Source organism: Lentzea alba (assembly GCF_047445655.1).
GTDB classification, from domain to species: domain Bacteria; phylum Actinomycetota; class Actinomycetes; order Mycobacteriales; family Pseudonocardiaceae; genus Lentzea; species Lentzea alba_A.
The window spans coordinates 389,558-403,301 of record NZ_JAJAEG010000001.1; the positions used below are offsets into that span (position 1 = coordinate 389,558).

At 67.1% G+C, this 13,744-nt stretch carries 16 protein-coding genes; 7 read left to right on the top strand and 9 right to left on the bottom strand.

The window, feature by feature from the left end:
- Window positions 1-62 precede the first annotated feature (62 nt).
- Window positions 63-1,265, top strand: coding sequence for a glycoside hydrolase family 27 protein (locus LFM09_RS01830; RefSeq protein WP_414094438.1), 1,203 nt, complete (start codon window positions 63-65; stop codon window positions 1,263-1,265).
- On the opposite strand, the gene LFM09_RS01835 is transcribed toward LFM09_RS01830, so the two are convergent.
- The 5 genes from LFM09_RS01835 to LFM09_RS01855 are packed head-to-tail and all read right to left on the bottom strand — an operon-like array spanning window position 1,197 to window position 6,033.
- Window positions 1,197-2,399 (bottom strand): MAB_1171c family putative transporter, encoded by a 1,203-nt coding sequence (locus tag LFM09_RS01835; protein ID WP_414094439.1) that lies wholly within the window; start codon window positions 2,397-2,399, stop codon window positions 1,197-1,199. The two genes, LFM09_RS01830 and LFM09_RS01835, sit on opposite strands and share 69 nt — an antisense overlap.
- A complete protein-coding gene (locus tag LFM09_RS01840; RefSeq protein WP_414094440.1) occupies window positions 2,396-3,412 on the bottom strand; it encodes a hypothetical protein in 1,017 nt (338 codons plus the stop codon). Before LFM09_RS01840 ends, LFM09_RS01835 begins: the two co-directional genes overlap by 4 nt.
- A gap of 1 nt (window position 3,413) precedes the next feature.
- The gene (locus LFM09_RS01845; RefSeq protein WP_414094441.1) at window positions 3,414-4,061 is read right to left on the bottom strand and encodes a hypothetical protein; all 648 of its coding nucleotides are present in this window, start codon (window positions 4,059-4,061) and stop codon (window positions 3,414-3,416) included.
- Entirely contained in the window at window positions 4,058-5,341 is a 1,284-nt protein-coding gene (hisS, locus tag LFM09_RS01850) for a histidine--tRNA ligase (protein WP_414094670.1), read from the bottom strand. The genes LFM09_RS01845 and hisS overlap by 4 nt, the downstream gene beginning before the upstream one ends.
- Window positions 5,338-6,033, bottom strand: coding sequence for an MBL fold metallo-hydrolase (locus LFM09_RS01855; RefSeq protein ID WP_414094442.1), 696 nt, complete (start codon window positions 6,031-6,033; stop codon window positions 5,338-5,340). The genes hisS and LFM09_RS01855 overlap by 4 nt, the downstream gene beginning before the upstream one ends.
- Window positions 6,034-6,147: 114 nt before the next feature.
- On the opposite strand from LFM09_RS01855, the gene LFM09_RS01860 reads away from it, so the two are divergent.
- Complete coding sequence (locus LFM09_RS01860) at window positions 6,148-7,002, top strand: peptidylprolyl isomerase (protein WP_414094443.1); 855 nt, start codon at window positions 6,148-6,150, stop codon at window positions 7,000-7,002.
- Between the two features lie 61 nt (window positions 7,003-7,063).
- Here the strand turns inward: LFM09_RS01860 and LFM09_RS01865 are convergent, their stop codons facing one another.
- The 4 genes from LFM09_RS01865 to LFM09_RS01880 all read right to left on the bottom strand — a co-directional run bounded on the left by LFM09_RS01865 (window position 7,064) and on the right by LFM09_RS01880 (window position 12,056).
- Window positions 7,064-8,341 (bottom strand): RICIN domain-containing protein, encoded by a 1,278-nt coding sequence (locus tag LFM09_RS01865; RefSeq protein ID WP_414094444.1) that lies wholly within the window; start codon window positions 8,339-8,341, stop codon window positions 7,064-7,066.
- Between the two features lie 301 nt (window positions 8,342-8,642).
- Window positions 8,643-10,928, bottom strand: a complete 2,286-nt coding sequence (locus tag LFM09_RS01870; RefSeq protein WP_414094445.1) for a RelA/SpoT family protein — start codon at window positions 10,926-10,928, stop codon at window positions 8,643-8,645.
- 122 nt (window positions 10,929-11,050) lie between these two features.
- Window positions 11,051-11,227, bottom strand: coding sequence for a DUF397 domain-containing protein (locus LFM09_RS01875; protein WP_414094446.1), 177 nt, complete (start codon window positions 11,225-11,227; stop codon window positions 11,051-11,053).
- On the bottom strand, window positions 11,202-12,056 hold the full coding sequence (locus tag LFM09_RS01880; RefSeq protein ID WP_414094447.1) for a helix-turn-helix domain-containing protein: 855 nt from the start codon (window positions 12,054-12,056) through the stop codon (window positions 11,202-11,204). Before LFM09_RS01880 ends, LFM09_RS01875 begins: the two co-directional genes overlap by 26 nt.
- 48 nt (window positions 12,057-12,104) lie before the next feature.
- On the opposite strand from LFM09_RS01880, the gene LFM09_RS01885 reads away from it, so the two are divergent.
- The 5 genes from LFM09_RS01885 to LFM09_RS01905 all read left to right on the top strand — a co-directional run bounded on the left by LFM09_RS01885 (window position 12,105) and on the right by LFM09_RS01905 (window position 13,738).
- Window positions 12,105-12,392 carry a hypothetical protein gene (locus tag LFM09_RS01885; RefSeq protein WP_414094448.1) on the top strand — a complete coding sequence of 96 codons (288 nt, stop codon included), beginning with the start codon at window positions 12,105-12,107 and terminating at the stop codon, window positions 12,390-12,392.
- A gap of 13 nt (window positions 12,393-12,405) precedes the next feature.
- Window positions 12,406-12,675 (top strand): hypothetical protein, encoded by a 270-nt coding sequence (locus tag LFM09_RS01890; RefSeq protein WP_414094449.1) that lies wholly within the window; start codon window positions 12,406-12,408, stop codon window positions 12,673-12,675.
- A 74-nt stretch (window positions 12,676-12,749) separates the two neighbouring features.
- The gene (locus LFM09_RS01895; protein ID WP_414094450.1) at window positions 12,750-13,109 is read left to right on the top strand and encodes a hypothetical protein; all 360 of its coding nucleotides are present in this window, start codon (window positions 12,750-12,752) and stop codon (window positions 13,107-13,109) included.
- Window position 13,110: 1 nt separating this feature from the next.
- Entirely contained in the window at window positions 13,111-13,392 is a 282-nt protein-coding gene (locus LFM09_RS01900) for a hypothetical protein (protein WP_414094451.1), read from the top strand.
- Window positions 13,393-13,408: 16 nt separating this feature from the next.
- Window positions 13,409-13,738, top strand: coding sequence for a hypothetical protein (locus LFM09_RS01905; protein WP_414094452.1), 330 nt, complete (start codon window positions 13,409-13,411; stop codon window positions 13,736-13,738).
- Window positions 13,739-13,744 lie beyond the last annotated feature (6 nt).

The window sequence follows — 13,744 nt, forward strand, 5'->3', positions numbered from 1 at the left end:
AGCCTTCAGAACAGAAACATCGGACCTCCGCCGCCTCCGTGTCGAGCTTCAGGAGGACGTCGGTGCGCATCATCGCGGTATTTGTTCTGCTGTTGAGCGGGATAGTCGTCACACCGGCCCAGGCGCTGGACAACGGCCTGGCCCGCACACCTCCGATGGGTTTCAACAACTGGAACGCGGTCCGCTGCGACGTGAACCAGGCGTTCATGCGCAAGATCGCGGACTTCCTGCACACCCGCAAGATCGACGGCCGCACGCTCCAGCAGCGCGGCTACAACTACGTCAACATCGACGACTGCTGGGCGCTCCCCCAACGCGCCCAGGACGGCAACCTCGTGGTGGACCGCGCGAAGTTCCCCGACGGCATCGACGGCATGGCGAACTACGTGCACGCGCAGGGCCTCAAGCTCGGCATCTACGCCGACTCGGGCTCCAGGACGTGCGACAAGAAGGGCTTCCCGGGCTCGTTCGGCTTCGAGAAGATCGACGCTCTCCAGTGGGCGCGCTGGAAGGTCGACCTGATGAAGTACGACAACTGCAACCAGCCCGCCGACGACAACTACGAGCGCACCGTCGCCCGCTACACCGCGATGGGCGAAGCGCTCCTGGCGGCCGAACGCGAGACCGGCCAGAAGATCCTCTACAGCCTGTGCCAGAAGGGCGACCGGGGCATCTCGCCGTTCCCGTGGTCACCGCAGATCGGCAACATCTGGCGCACCACCACCGACATCCGCCCGCAGTGGCCGCGGATCAAGATGATCATCGGTAAGAACATCCCGCTGCACAAGTGGGCCAAGCCCGGCGCGTTCAACGACCCGGACATGCTGGAGATCGGCAACGGCGAGCTCACCCAGACCGAGGAGCAGACGCAGATGTCGATGTGGTCGATCATGGCCGCGCCGCTGCTCATCGGCACCGACCTGACCAAGGCGTCCGAGGAGGACCTCAAGATCCTCGCCAACGACGACGCGATCGCGGTCAACCAGGACCCGCTGGGCAAGCAGGGCGAGCAGGTGTCGAACAAGGGCGGACTGCGGGTGCTGTCCAAGCCGCTGGCCAACGGCGACACGGCGATCGCGCTCTACAACGAGACCGACAGCGCCGCGACGATCTCCACCAACGCAAGGGAAGCCGGGATGCTGAGCATCGCGCGGTACGAGGTCAAGGACCTCTGGTCGAAGAAGGTCACCTACAGCTCAGGCACGATCAGCGCGAAGGTTCCCGCTCACGGCACGGCGTTCTTCCGCGTCAAGCAGGTCGGCTGACCGCAGCGCACGCCCGGCGGCCTCGCCGACCGCCGGGCGGCGCATCGCGTGGTCGAGCGCCAGCAGGCTCCTCAGCTCACCGTCCAGGCCCAGGTCCGCGGCCCAGGTCAGTTCCACCGGCTCCGCCAGCGTCGGCGCGCCGTCTCGCGTGAGCCGCAACGCCATCAGCAACGTGCACGCGTCCAGTTCGTCGTTCGTGCCGTTCAACGCGATCCGTGCTTCCTCACGGAGCGTGGGCGACACACGACCGACGAGCTCGATCTGCGCGTCGCGGATCTCCACCACTCGCCGGAACAGCCGCAGTTCGAGCGACGAGAACAGCACGCGTGGAGGCCGTTCGAGCACGACAGACGGAACGGCGCCGGTGAGCTCCGCCCAAAGCCGGCCGAGGCGGTGGTAGGTGCGGTACCGGACGAGATATTCGCGCCACCGGTGAAGGACCCGCACGAGCCCGCCGAGGCCCGCCAGCACCAGAGCGAGGTACAGCAGCAGGTACGTCAGCGTGTTGTACATGGGAACGTGGGCCGACCACCTGAACCCGAATGTGTGCGCGACGACGTTCCAGGTGTTCCACGCGCTGAAGACGAGGCCTGTCACGGAACTCGACAACAGCAGCAGCAACGCCGTCCGCAGCGCCCCCGGCCGCACGGACCGCCACTGCGGGAACAGGATCGCGAACATGACGCACATCGCGATCGCCAGACACGCGCTGTGCGTCAGCTTGTACGCCAGGACCGCAGGATCCCGCACGTCCCACGTCAGGAGACCCTCTTGTGCACGTGGCATGGCGAAGAAGAACGCGGTCATGCACGCCATCAAGCTCAGGAAAACAGCCCGCGCACCACGCACGACCACCCGCCGGGCCCCAGCCAGCGCGACCTCCAGCGGGAGAACGACTCCGAGCAGTCCGAACAGGTCGGCGAACAGGCGCCACAGCTCAGGGACACCGAGCGCCGCGTCGACGGCGAACCGGGCCCTCTCCAGCACCACCGTCTCGGACAGGGCGAAGCACACGAACACCAAGGTGATCACGCGGTGGTGCCCGGACTTCCGCCACGAGAGCAGGCGCAGCAGCGTCACCAGCCACAGCACGGCCAGCACGATCTTCGGCACGAACGACCACGACTCGCTCACCGCACGGCACGGATCTTCTCGACGACAACAGGCACCAGGCCCAACGCGAAACCGGCGAGCAGACCCGCGAGGAAGAGCCGCCGCTGGCCGGCGGCCTCGGCGTTGATGTTCACGTAGTTCCCGGTGACGCGGAGCATCTTGGGCGCGGTCCACCAGGTCGTGCTGTCGGTCAGGTCGGCGCGGTCGGCCTCGCCCGGCGCCGGGTGCAGCAGGTCGGTCTTCCACTCGGACCGGTCGAGCTCCAGCTGAACCGTCATCGCCTCCTCCTCGAGCGGTTCAGGCTGCCGGCAGTCCGGCGGGTCGAGTTCGGCGCATTGCACCACGCCGTGGAACAGCGGAGTCCGCAACACCACCCGCGCGTTGTCACGGACCGCGAAGGGCCAGAGCGGCCGAAGAAGAACCTCGATCTGCATGGACCACCGCGAAGTGGTGCCGTCTTCGTGCACGAACGCCGGCTTGGGCGTCACGTGCAGAACCACGTGGTCGGACTTGTCCGGACGCTGGAAGGGACCGTCGACGGTGATCCGTGCACCGTCCTTTTCCCAGGTGAACGCGCGAACCGCGGAGAGGTCCGGCACCCGCGCCCCACCTTCGAGCGCCAGGATCAGGTCGAACGGGACAGGCTCGTACTCGACGAACTCGAAGGACAGGTGGATGGTGCTGGGGTCGAGCCCCAGCACCGGGTCCGGCTCGTCGAAGGTCGGCGCGCGGTGGTCCAGGTGGTACTCGTGCACCTTGCCCAGGGAGATGCGCTGCCGGAGCTCGACTCCCTGCGGCACGACCACCCCGATGGCGGACCCGACCTGGTTGTCCTCGGTGGGTTTGGGCAGCCGCGGACTCCCCGGCACCCCGTCCAGGTAGAACTGGTAGGCCGCTCCGAGACCGCCGACGAACAGCGCGACCAGCAACAGGAGCGACGTCGACCGCACCAGCCGCGCCGGACGCGGCAGTGCCCGCTCACGCCGAACAGGAGGCCTGAGGCGCAACCGGGCGTTGCTGCGAAACGGAGCCAACTCAGTCCAGCGACGTCACGAACTTCGACACGGCGTCCGGATGGAGCTTCTGCGCCATCCGCCCACCCGGCGCCAACGACCCGAGCCGGTACAACGGCCGTTCCGCCGCCGACAGCCCTCGCGCCTCAGCCCGCAGCTGCGCCACGAGCAGCTCCGAGAACACCAGCCCAGGCGTGTCACCACGGCCCGCCAGCGTGTCCGCCAGGCGGCGCAGCTGGTAGATGCCCAGCTCACGGCCGCCGGTGCCCGCGTACATCGACAGGGCCACGTTGATGGCCTTCTTGTCGCCGCGCACGAACAGGCCGACCGTGCGGGCGCCGCGCAGGTCCGTGACCAGCAGGTCCAGGGCGTCGGCCGAGGACAGGTCGACCTTGCGGGTGCCGAACGCGCGGACGTGGACCGTCGAGCCCTCCAGCCACACCGTGCGGCGGGCCTCGGACAGCGCCAGCAGCACGACCGGGAGGGAGATGATCAGGAACGTGATCACGCCCGCCCAGCGGCCGCCGATGAAACCGATGACGGCGCCGAACGCCAGCGCCACCATCAGGCCGCCGATCGCGACCATGCGGGCGCGCTTGCGGACCGTCGCCTTGTCCAGCAGGTCCAGGACGAGCTTGTCGCTCTTGTCGCTCTTGTCGTCGGAGCTCACGAGGTCTCTCGCACCGCCTCAGCACCCAGTGCTTCCCGGACCGCCCCGACCACGTCGGCCAGCGCCACGGACACCTGGTCACCGGTGGCCAGCGTCTTCACGCCGATCACCCCGGCCTCCAGGTCCCGCTCACCCAGCACCAGCGCCAACGCCGCACCGGACTTGTCCGCCGCCTTGAAACCCGCCTTCATCGACTTGCCGCCGTAGACCAGATCGGTCCGGACGCCGGCCGCACGCAGCTCGCCGGCGATCGCCACCAGCCTGGCCCGAGCGGCCTCGCCCAGCGGCACGCCGATCACGTCGACCCGGCTGAACGACGGCAGCACGCCCTCGGCCTGCGCCGCCAGCAGCGCGCGGTCCACGCCGAGACCGAAACCGACGCCGGACAGCTCCTGGCCGCCCAGCTGCGCCATCAGGCCGTCGTACCGGCCACCACCACCGATGCCCGACTGCGCGCCCAGCCCGTCGTGGACGAACTCGAACGTCGTCTTCGTGTAGTAGTCGAGCCCGCGGACCATGCGCGGATTCTCGACGAACTTCACGCCCAGCTCGGTCAAGTACCCCTTGACCAGCTCGTAGTGCTCACGGCACGCGTCGCACAGGTGATCCACCATCAGCGGCGCGTCGGCGACCATCGCCCGCACCTCGGGCCGCTTGTCGTCGAGCACGCGCAGCGGGTTCAGCTCGGCACGCTGACGGGTCGCCTCGTCCAGCGGCAGCTTCGAGAGGAACTCCTGCAGCAACGAGCGGTACGCCGGCCGGCAGTTCGAGTCACCCAGCGAGGTGAGCTCCAGGCGGTACCCGGTCAGGCCCAGCGCACGGAACCCGGCGTCGCCGACCGCGATGACCTCGGCGTCGAGCGCCGGGTCGTCCACGCCGATCGCCTCGATGCCGACCTGGTGGAACTGCCGGTACCGGCCGGCCTGCGGCGCCTCGGCGCGGAAGAACTGGCCCGCGTAGAAGAGCTTCACCGGCAACGCGCCGCGGTCGAGGCTGTGCTCGATCACGGCCCGCATCACGCCCGCGGTGCCCTCGGGCCGCAGCGTGATGGAGCGGTCACCGCGGTCGAGGAAGGTGTACATCTCCTTCGACACGACGTCGGTCGACTCGCCGACGCCGCGCGCGAACAGCGCGGTGTCCTCGAAGACCGGCAGCTCGACGTAGCCGTAGCCCGCGAGCTCGGCGGCACGGGTCAGGGTTGACCGAACGTGCACGAAAGCGGCGGACGTCGGCGGGATGTAGTCAGGAACGCCTTTGGGTGCGGAAAACACGTTTCTCAGAGTCCTCGGTGCGGGGAGGCCGGAGCGTCCTGCAGCTGAACCAGGTAGGGGTTCGTCGCACGCTCGCGGCCAATGGTCGTCGTCGGGCCGTGGCCGGGCAGCACCACCGTGTCGTCGGGCAAGGTCAAGACCTTGTTCTGCAGAGACGACAACATGCGCGAGTGGTCACCGCCAGGCAGGTCGGTGCGTCCGATGGAACCGGCGAAGAGCGTGTCACCCGAGATCACCAGGCGACCCCCTTCCTGCACGCCGGAGCGGAACATCACCGACCCGCCGGTATGGCCCGGCGTGTGGTCGACGGTGATCTTCAGCCCCGCCAGGTCGAGATCCACGCCGTCCTTCAACTCCAGGACCTCGGAAGGCTCGCGCATCTCCAGGTTGCCGCCGAAGAACGCGGCGGACTCCCGGCTGATGCCCTTCAACGGGTCCGCGAGCATCTCGACGTCGTCGGGGTGGATGTACGCGGGGATGTCGTTGCCGTCGCACACGGGCGTGACGGAGAACGTGTGGTCGAAGTGCCCGTGCGTGAGCAGCACGGCGACGGGCGCGAGCCGGTGCTTGCGCAACGCCTGCTCGATCGGCTCGACCGCGTCCTGACCGGGATCGATGATCACGCAGGGCTCACCCTCACCGGCTGCCAGGACGAAGCAGTTCGCCTGCAGCGCACCGGTCGGGAACCCGATCACGAGCACGAAAATGACCTCCCTAATCAACCACAGCCTAACCACCACACAAAGCTCATATGCCCAGGCCCTAGACTCCCCGTCCGTCCGCCCTTTTCGCATGAGTCCCTGGGGAGGGAGCACGTGCCCACCAACGAGCAGCGACGCGCGGCAGCCAAGCGCAAGCTTGAGCGTCAGATGGTCTACCGCCAGGAGCGGGCCAAGAAGCGTCGCATCATCGCCGTCGTCTCGACGGTCGTCGTTGTTGCGCTCGTCGGAGGTGGCGTGTGGTGGCTCGCGACCCACGACTTCGGCAACGGTGATGCAGCCGCGTCGGAGACTCCCCAGCAGGAGTCGGTGGACAAGGCCGAGAACATCCCCACGGCGATGCACCAGATTCCGAAGCGCCCGACCGCGCTGCCGGAAAAGGTGAATTGTGAATACACGAAGGGCCAGGAGCCGGCGGCCAAGGAGAACACGCCGCCCGCGAACGGCGAGCAGCCCGCCACCGGCACCGTCGGCGTCACGCTCGGCACCTCGATCGGCGACCTGAAGTTCAACCTCGACAAGTCGCTCGCGCCGTGCACCGTGAACAACTTCGTGAACCTGGCGAAGCAGAAGTACTTCGACAACACGACCTGCCACCGCCTCGTGGTGACCGGCATCCAGGTCCTGCAGTGCGGCGACCCCGGCGGCAACGGCATGGGCGGCCCCGGCTACTCGTTCAAGGACGAGGTCTACCCGGAGCTGACCTACGGCCGCGGCGTCCTCGCCATGGCGAACTCGGGCCCGGACACGAACGGCTCGCAGTTCTTCATCGTCTACGGCGACGGCGCGAACCTGCAGCCGAAGTACACGATCTTCGGCACGGTCGACGAGGAGTCGCTGAAGAAGATCGACGAGGTCGCGAAGACCGGCACGATCTCCCAGGCGCCCGGCCAGGGTGACGGCAAGCCGAAGACCCCGGTCGACATCAAGTCGGCAGCGGTCGCGAACTAACGCTCGACCTGCAGAAACGGCCCCGGAAGCACACGCTTCCGGGGCCGTTTCGCGGTGCGGATCAGGCCGGCACGAGGTCCCACAGCTGGTTGTTGGCTCCCGTGAACGTCTGCTGCACGATCGCCGCCCCGTTGCCACTCCCCTGCACCGCCAGCGCGAGGCCGGAGTGCGCGAACAGCATCCGCCAGCCCGACGTCGAGTTGCCCCGCAGCCGCACGGTCTGGTTGATCAGGCCGGTGCGCGTGAACTGGGTGAGCTGCGTGCCGCTGGTCTGGCTGGAGCTCGGCACGTCCCACGCCTTGCCGGAGTGCGACGCGATGAACTCCCAGCCCTGCGCGTTGCACGTGACCTGCCAGCGCTGGTTCGCGGAACCGGTGTGCGCCCAGCCGATGAGCGTCGCCCCGTTCGCGGTGGAGGCGTTGTTCACGGCCATTTCGAGGTTCGTGCCGCGGTTGCGGACGTTGAAGAAGCTGTCCATGACCGGCCAGTCCACGCCCGGCTCCTGCTCGGGCAGCGGAATGGCGCGGTCACCGATCCAGGTGGCGTTGGCCAGGTACTGCTTGAACATCATGTCGTCGTAGAAGCCACCGGACGGCGGGCAGTTGTTCGGCGGGTTCGGGCAGATGTCGACGTCGTGGATCGCGAACTGGTGGAAGATGTCGCGCTTGTTGTCCTCGTCCGCCTGGGAGAGGTTCGCGGACTCGTCACGAATGGTGTAGTCGCGGTAGTAGACGACGGTCGGCGAACCGGCGATGTCCAGCAGCGCGGTCTTCAGCAGCCGGGCGGCGGCCACGTGGTCGCGGTGGAAGTACAGGCCCTCCAGGTTCAGCGACGGCGTGTTCTGGTTCTGCAGGTCGGCTGACGGGTCCGTGGTCCGGATGATGTCGGGCTGGAAGTCCGCGATCACGGCGCGCAGGAAGTTGATCAGCTTGGTCCGGTCGGTCGTCTGGGCGCCGGTGTTGTCGAGCGGCCGGCCGGTGATCGACTGGTTGAACTTGTAGCAGTTCCACAAGCGACTCAAGGGCGCGGTTCCGTTGTCCGGCAACCGGTTCTCCACAATGGACACCTTGTCCCCCAGTGTCCACAGGTCCGCCCCGAGGTTCCCCGCACCGTACGCGTACGAGCGCCAGTCGTTCACGTCCAGACCGGCGGCACCCGCGTAGGCGTTGCGCACGCCGAACTCGCGCGCCTCCATGTAGGTCGGAAACGTGTGGTAATCGGACGCGACGAGGAACACCGTCCGGACGGTGTTGCCGCTCTGGATGTCGTCGATCAGATCCGGGCTCAGGAACAGCAGGTCATCGTCGTGGTGGGCCACCACGTTCAACACTCGGGCCATCGTCTTATCCCCCTTGCTGGCTAACGCTGGACTCTCAATGCATGTCAGCCATCCGCCTGCCAGCATTACGCGTTGTGCTCATATTTGACCGAGGATGTTGACTTTTCACTCGGTCGGAGGACAAACGTCATCCAGTCGATAACCTCTGTGTAGCGATCCGATAAACCGGCGCAACCCCACCCCGAACACGCAGGAGCCCCCGGCCTGGAGAGGCCGGGGGCTCCTGCATCTTCCCCGTGAGGAGAAGATTTCACACCGCGCTGTCGTCTCGCTGACGCGGACCTTTTAGGACGCCAGGACGCTAGGACGCCGACGTCACGCGGTAGACGTCGTAGACGCCCTCCACGCTCCGGACGGCCTTCAGGACATGGCCGAGGTGCTTCGGATCGCCCATCTCGAACGAGAACCGCGACACCGCCACCCGGTCGCGCGACGTCGTCACCGACGCCGACAGGATGTTCACGCGCTCGTCGGCCAGCACCTTCGTGACGTCCGAGAGCAACCGGTGCCGATCAAGAGCCTCGACCTGGATCGCGACCAGGAACACCGATGACGCCGACGGCGCCCACTCGACGTCGAGCAGACGTTCCGGCGACTTCAGCAGCTCGTCCGCGTTCGTGCAGTCGGTGCGGTGCACGGAGACACCGCCGCCTCGGGTCACGAAGCCCAGGATGTCGTCGCCCGGCACCGGGGTGCAGCAGCGGGCGAGCTTCACCCACACGTCGCCCGCGTCCTTGACGATCACGCCCGCGTCGCCGGTGGGGCGGCGCCGGGTGACCGTGGACGGGGTGGCGCGGTCGGCCAGTTCCTCCTCGGCGTGATCCACACCGCCGAGCTGCGCGACCAGCCGTTGCACGACGTGGCGGGCCGAGGTGTGACCCTCGCCGACCGCCGCGTACAGCGCGCTCATGTCCGGGTAGTGCAGTTCCTTGGCCAGGGCCTGCATCGAGTCGACCGAGACGAGGCGCTGGATCGGAAGCCCGACGCGGCGGACCTCCTTGGTGATCGCGTCCTTGCCCTGCTCGATCGCCTCTTCCTTGCGCTCCTTGGCGAACCACTGCTTGATCTTCGCCTTGGCGCGTGGCGACGCGACGAAGCTCAACCAGTCGCGGGACGGACCCGCACCCTCCGCCTTGGAGGTGAAGATCTCGACGACCTCGCCGTTCTCCAGCTTGCGTTCGAGAGCGACGAGACGACCGTTCACGCGGGCGCCGATGCAACGGTGCCCGACCTCGGTGTGGACGGAGTAGGCGAAGTCGACCGGCGTGGAGCCCGTCGGCAACGTCTCCACGTCGCCCTTCGGCGTGAACACGAAGATCTCGCGCGCGGCGAGGTCCCAGCGCAGGCCCTCCAGGAACTCACCGGGGTCCGCGGCTTCCCGCTGCCAGTCGAGGAGCTGGCGCATCCACGCCATCTCGTCGATCTCGACGGACTTGCCGTTGTGCGTGCCCTTGGTCTCCTTGTAGCGCCAGTGCGCCGCGATGCCGTACTCGGCCCTCTGGTGCATCTCCTGCGTGCGGATCTGCACTTCAAGAGGCTTGCCGTCGGGACCGATCACGGTCGTGTGCAGCGACTGGTACACGCCGAACCGCGGCTGCGCGATGTAGTCCTTGAACCGCCCCGGCATCGGCTGCCAGGCCGCGTGGACCACACCCATGGCCGCGTAGCAGTCGCGCACCTCGTCGACGAGGATCCGCACGCCCACCAGGTCGTGGATGTCGTCGAAGTCGCGACCGCGGACGATCATCTTCTGGTTGATCGAGTAGTAGTGCTTCGGCCGGCCCTCGACCTTCGCGACGATCCGCGCGGCCTCCAGCTGGCCGTTCAGCTCCTCGACGACGGTCCGCAGGTACGTGTCGCGGGACGGCGCCCGCTTCGCGACCAGCCGCACGATCTCGTCGTACTTCTTGGGCTGCAGGATCGCGAACGCGAGGTCCTCCAGCTCCCACTTGACGGTCGCCATGCCCAGGCGGTGGGCCAGCGGCGCCAGCACTTCGAGCGTTTCACGGGCCTTGCGGGCCTGCTTCTCCGGAGGCAGGAACCGCATGGTGCGCATGTTGTGCAGCCGGTCGGCGAGCTTGATGACCAGGACCCGCGGGTCCTTCGCCATCGCGATGACCATCTTGCGGATGGTCTCCGCCTCGGCCGCTGCCCCCAGCTTGACCTTGTCGAGCTTCGTGACGCCGTCGACCAGCCGGGCGACTTCCTCACCGAAGTCTTCCTTCAGCTGGTTGAGCGAGTAGTCGGTGTCTTCCACGGTGTCGTGCAGCAGCGCGGCCACCAGCGTCGTGGTGTCCATGCCCAGCTCGGCGAGGATCGTCGCCACGGCGAGCGGGTGGGTGATGTACGGGTCGCCGGACTTGCGGCGCTGCGGGCGGTGCTTCTCCTCGGCAACGTCATATGCGTGCTGCAGAAGCGCCAGATCGGCCTTGGGATGGAGGTCGTAGTGCGCTGCGGCGAGAGGTTCGAGGACCTGCTTCACCGGGGCCGCACGTTGGGCGGTGATGCGCCGCGCGAGGCGGGCGCGCACACGCCGGGTAGCCGACGGTTGAACAACCGTCGCAGCGGGTTCGGTGTCTTGACTCAACCCCACGCTCCTCGGGTCTCGCGAGTACCGAGGATAACGCGTTTACGCTGACGAAACTTCCGTTGGCGCGCTGAGCGGCGCAGCTCACACGGTGAACGCCATCCGAACTTCCGCTGAGCCGATCAGGCGACGCTCACCACGAACGCCCGCCAGGCCTGAATCGAGAAGACCAGGGCGTCACCGTCGGTGGCCTTCGAGTCACGCACGAGAGCGTCCTGGGCGAGCGACACCTCAACGCAGGCGCTGTCGGTCTGGCCTTGGCTGCGGGTGCTCTTACGCCAGCTTCGCTCGGGGAGCATCGAGGTCCTTTCGAGGTCCGCTGACGTAGGTCGCCAGCAGGCTCCTCGATTGTCCCTCATCCAATGCGACGGCATCCAACCACTTAAAGAACTCCCGGCTCTGCGCGATGGCCGCACCATCATGTGCGAACACCTTGGCGAGGTCCGTCTCGCTGTAAGCCACCGGGATCAGCTTCTCGAAGTGGAACAACATGCGAGGCGAATACCTGATCGGGCCGTTGCCCGCCGCCATCGGCACGATGCGCACGATGTGGGTGTGGAAGAGCAGCCGCAGGTACTGCTCCTCCATGACTCGGTCATCGCCCACTCGAAGCTGCAGAGCGAGTTCATGGACGTAGAACGTGCACTCCGGGCGGTTGTGACGCCTCAGGATCGCCTGACGATCCGTGCGCACCTGAATGGCCTTCTCGATCTCGTCCTGGTTGGTGTTTCCCGCCTCGACGAACAGCCCTCGCGCGTACTCCGGGGTCTGGATGAGGCCAGGAATCGTGTGCACGTCATAGGTCGTGATCTTCTTCGCCTGCGCCTCAGCCTTGGCGAGCGTGCGCAGGTTGTCCGGCACGAGCACGACGTACGGGTCGAAGGCGAAGCGGTAGCGCTCGCGGAACCGTTCGAAGTAGTTCGCGTCCCGCCCGCACGTCATCAGGTACTGCACGAGGTCGATCTCGCTCGCACGCGCCTTGCCCATCTCGATGTTCGATACCTTGCTGGGGTCCCACCCGAGTTGTTCCGCGAACGAGGCACCGGTCAACGTCGTGAACTTCTCGCGCAGGCGCCGCAACTCGTCGCCGAGATCCCTGCTGTAGGCCGTGGAGGTGATCGCAGTCATGCGACCGACGTTAGGGATTGACCCTGCTCCACGAAGCTGCTCGTTCGGGTGAAAACGGGACTGCGGACGCTGCTGTGGTGCGCGCTGCTGAACGCCGTCTGGCTGGGCACCATGGCGTATCTGGCGCTGGACGACGCCACGAACTTCGACCTGCGCGCACTGTCCGGCACCGCCGTCGCCTGGGTCCTCGCCACGGCTGTGAGCCGGCTTCTGTTCCGAGGCGCGCCCTCGGCACAATGGTGGCAACTGGCCGTGTGGACGTTCCTCGTGTCGATCGTCGCTCTGGTCTTCGTCACGATCAGCGCCGCCTTCGTGGCGCCACCACCGTCCACGTGAGAAATCCGGAGCAATGCACACATCTAGGCCCTACTGGCAGTGCCTTGCGTTCGCGGGCATCTGGTACGCGGCGATCGTCCTGATCAACCTGCCCGACAACGCGGTCCGCACGTCGTACCTCGGCGTGGTGCCGTGGGTCGGCGCCTCGATCGCGTTGTGGAAGGTCGCGCACGGCGGGATGAAGGCGTGGCGGCTGATCCTGCTGGGCCTGCCGATCTTCTACTTCCTGTGGGCGTTGACGGTCGTCGTCGCCTACCGTTTCGTCGTTCCGGTCACAGGCTGAGCACGGTTTGTAGCGCCCACCTGCCCTTTCCTGACATGCTTGGTCACTCGCTGTTAGCTGTCTGGGGGGACAACATGGACCAAATCCTGCCGTCGGCACCACCGCCGCCGCTGCCACCGCCGCCCGTCAAGCGAGGCACGCCCTTCCTGCACTGCGCGGCGGGCGCGTCGATCTGGTACTTCGCCCTCATCGCGGCGTACGTCGCCGTCGGCCTGAAGACCGGCTCCGGCCTCGGCCAGTTGGGCGCTGCCCTCCTGGTCGGCGCGGTCTTGTACCTGCCGACCACGGTGATCATGTGGCTGTGCCTGCTGAGGGCGCGCCTCCAGCCGTGGGTGCTGATCTTCGTCAGCCTGCCGATCTACTTCGTGGTGTGGGTGCTGGCCAACGGCACCATGGGCGCGCTCCGCGTCGTGTTCGGAGCACTGCTGAGCTGACATGCGCCACGCCGGCGCGGTTGGGGTCTGGTACGCCGCGCTGGTCGCCGGCTCGATCATCACCGTGGTCGTGACCGGCTGGGACCCCGGTTTCGCACAGATCATGGCGGTGTCCGGCGTCGTCCCGTGGCTGCTGGGCACGGTCGTCCTGTGGCTGATCGGCCGCCGCGTGGACGTCAGCCGCCAGGCCCTGATCGTGATGGCACTACCGATCTACGTGGTGATGTGGTTCGCGTTCGTCTTCGCGGTTCTCGCGATCGCCGGGCCACATCTGGACTTCTAGCTCTGGGGGAACTCCGATGTACGCACCTTTGCCGGAAGCAAGACCGAGAATCCCGTACGCGACCAGCCTGGCGGCAGCGTCCGTCTGGTACGCCGCGCTGGTCGCGGGCTACGCGGCCTGGGCGCTGAAGAGCGGCGAGTGGCAGGGAATCATCGGTGCACTGCTCACCGGGCTGGTCCCGTGGCTGCTCACGTCGCTGATCGTGTGGCTGATCCTGCGCGCGACCAACGTCGGGTGGTGGGTGCTGATCGTGCTCGCACTGCCGTTCTTCTTCGTGATGTGGTTCATGATCAGCTTGTTCGCCGGCCTGGCGATAGCGGCGTTGTTCATGATGAACGGCGGCTGATCCGAA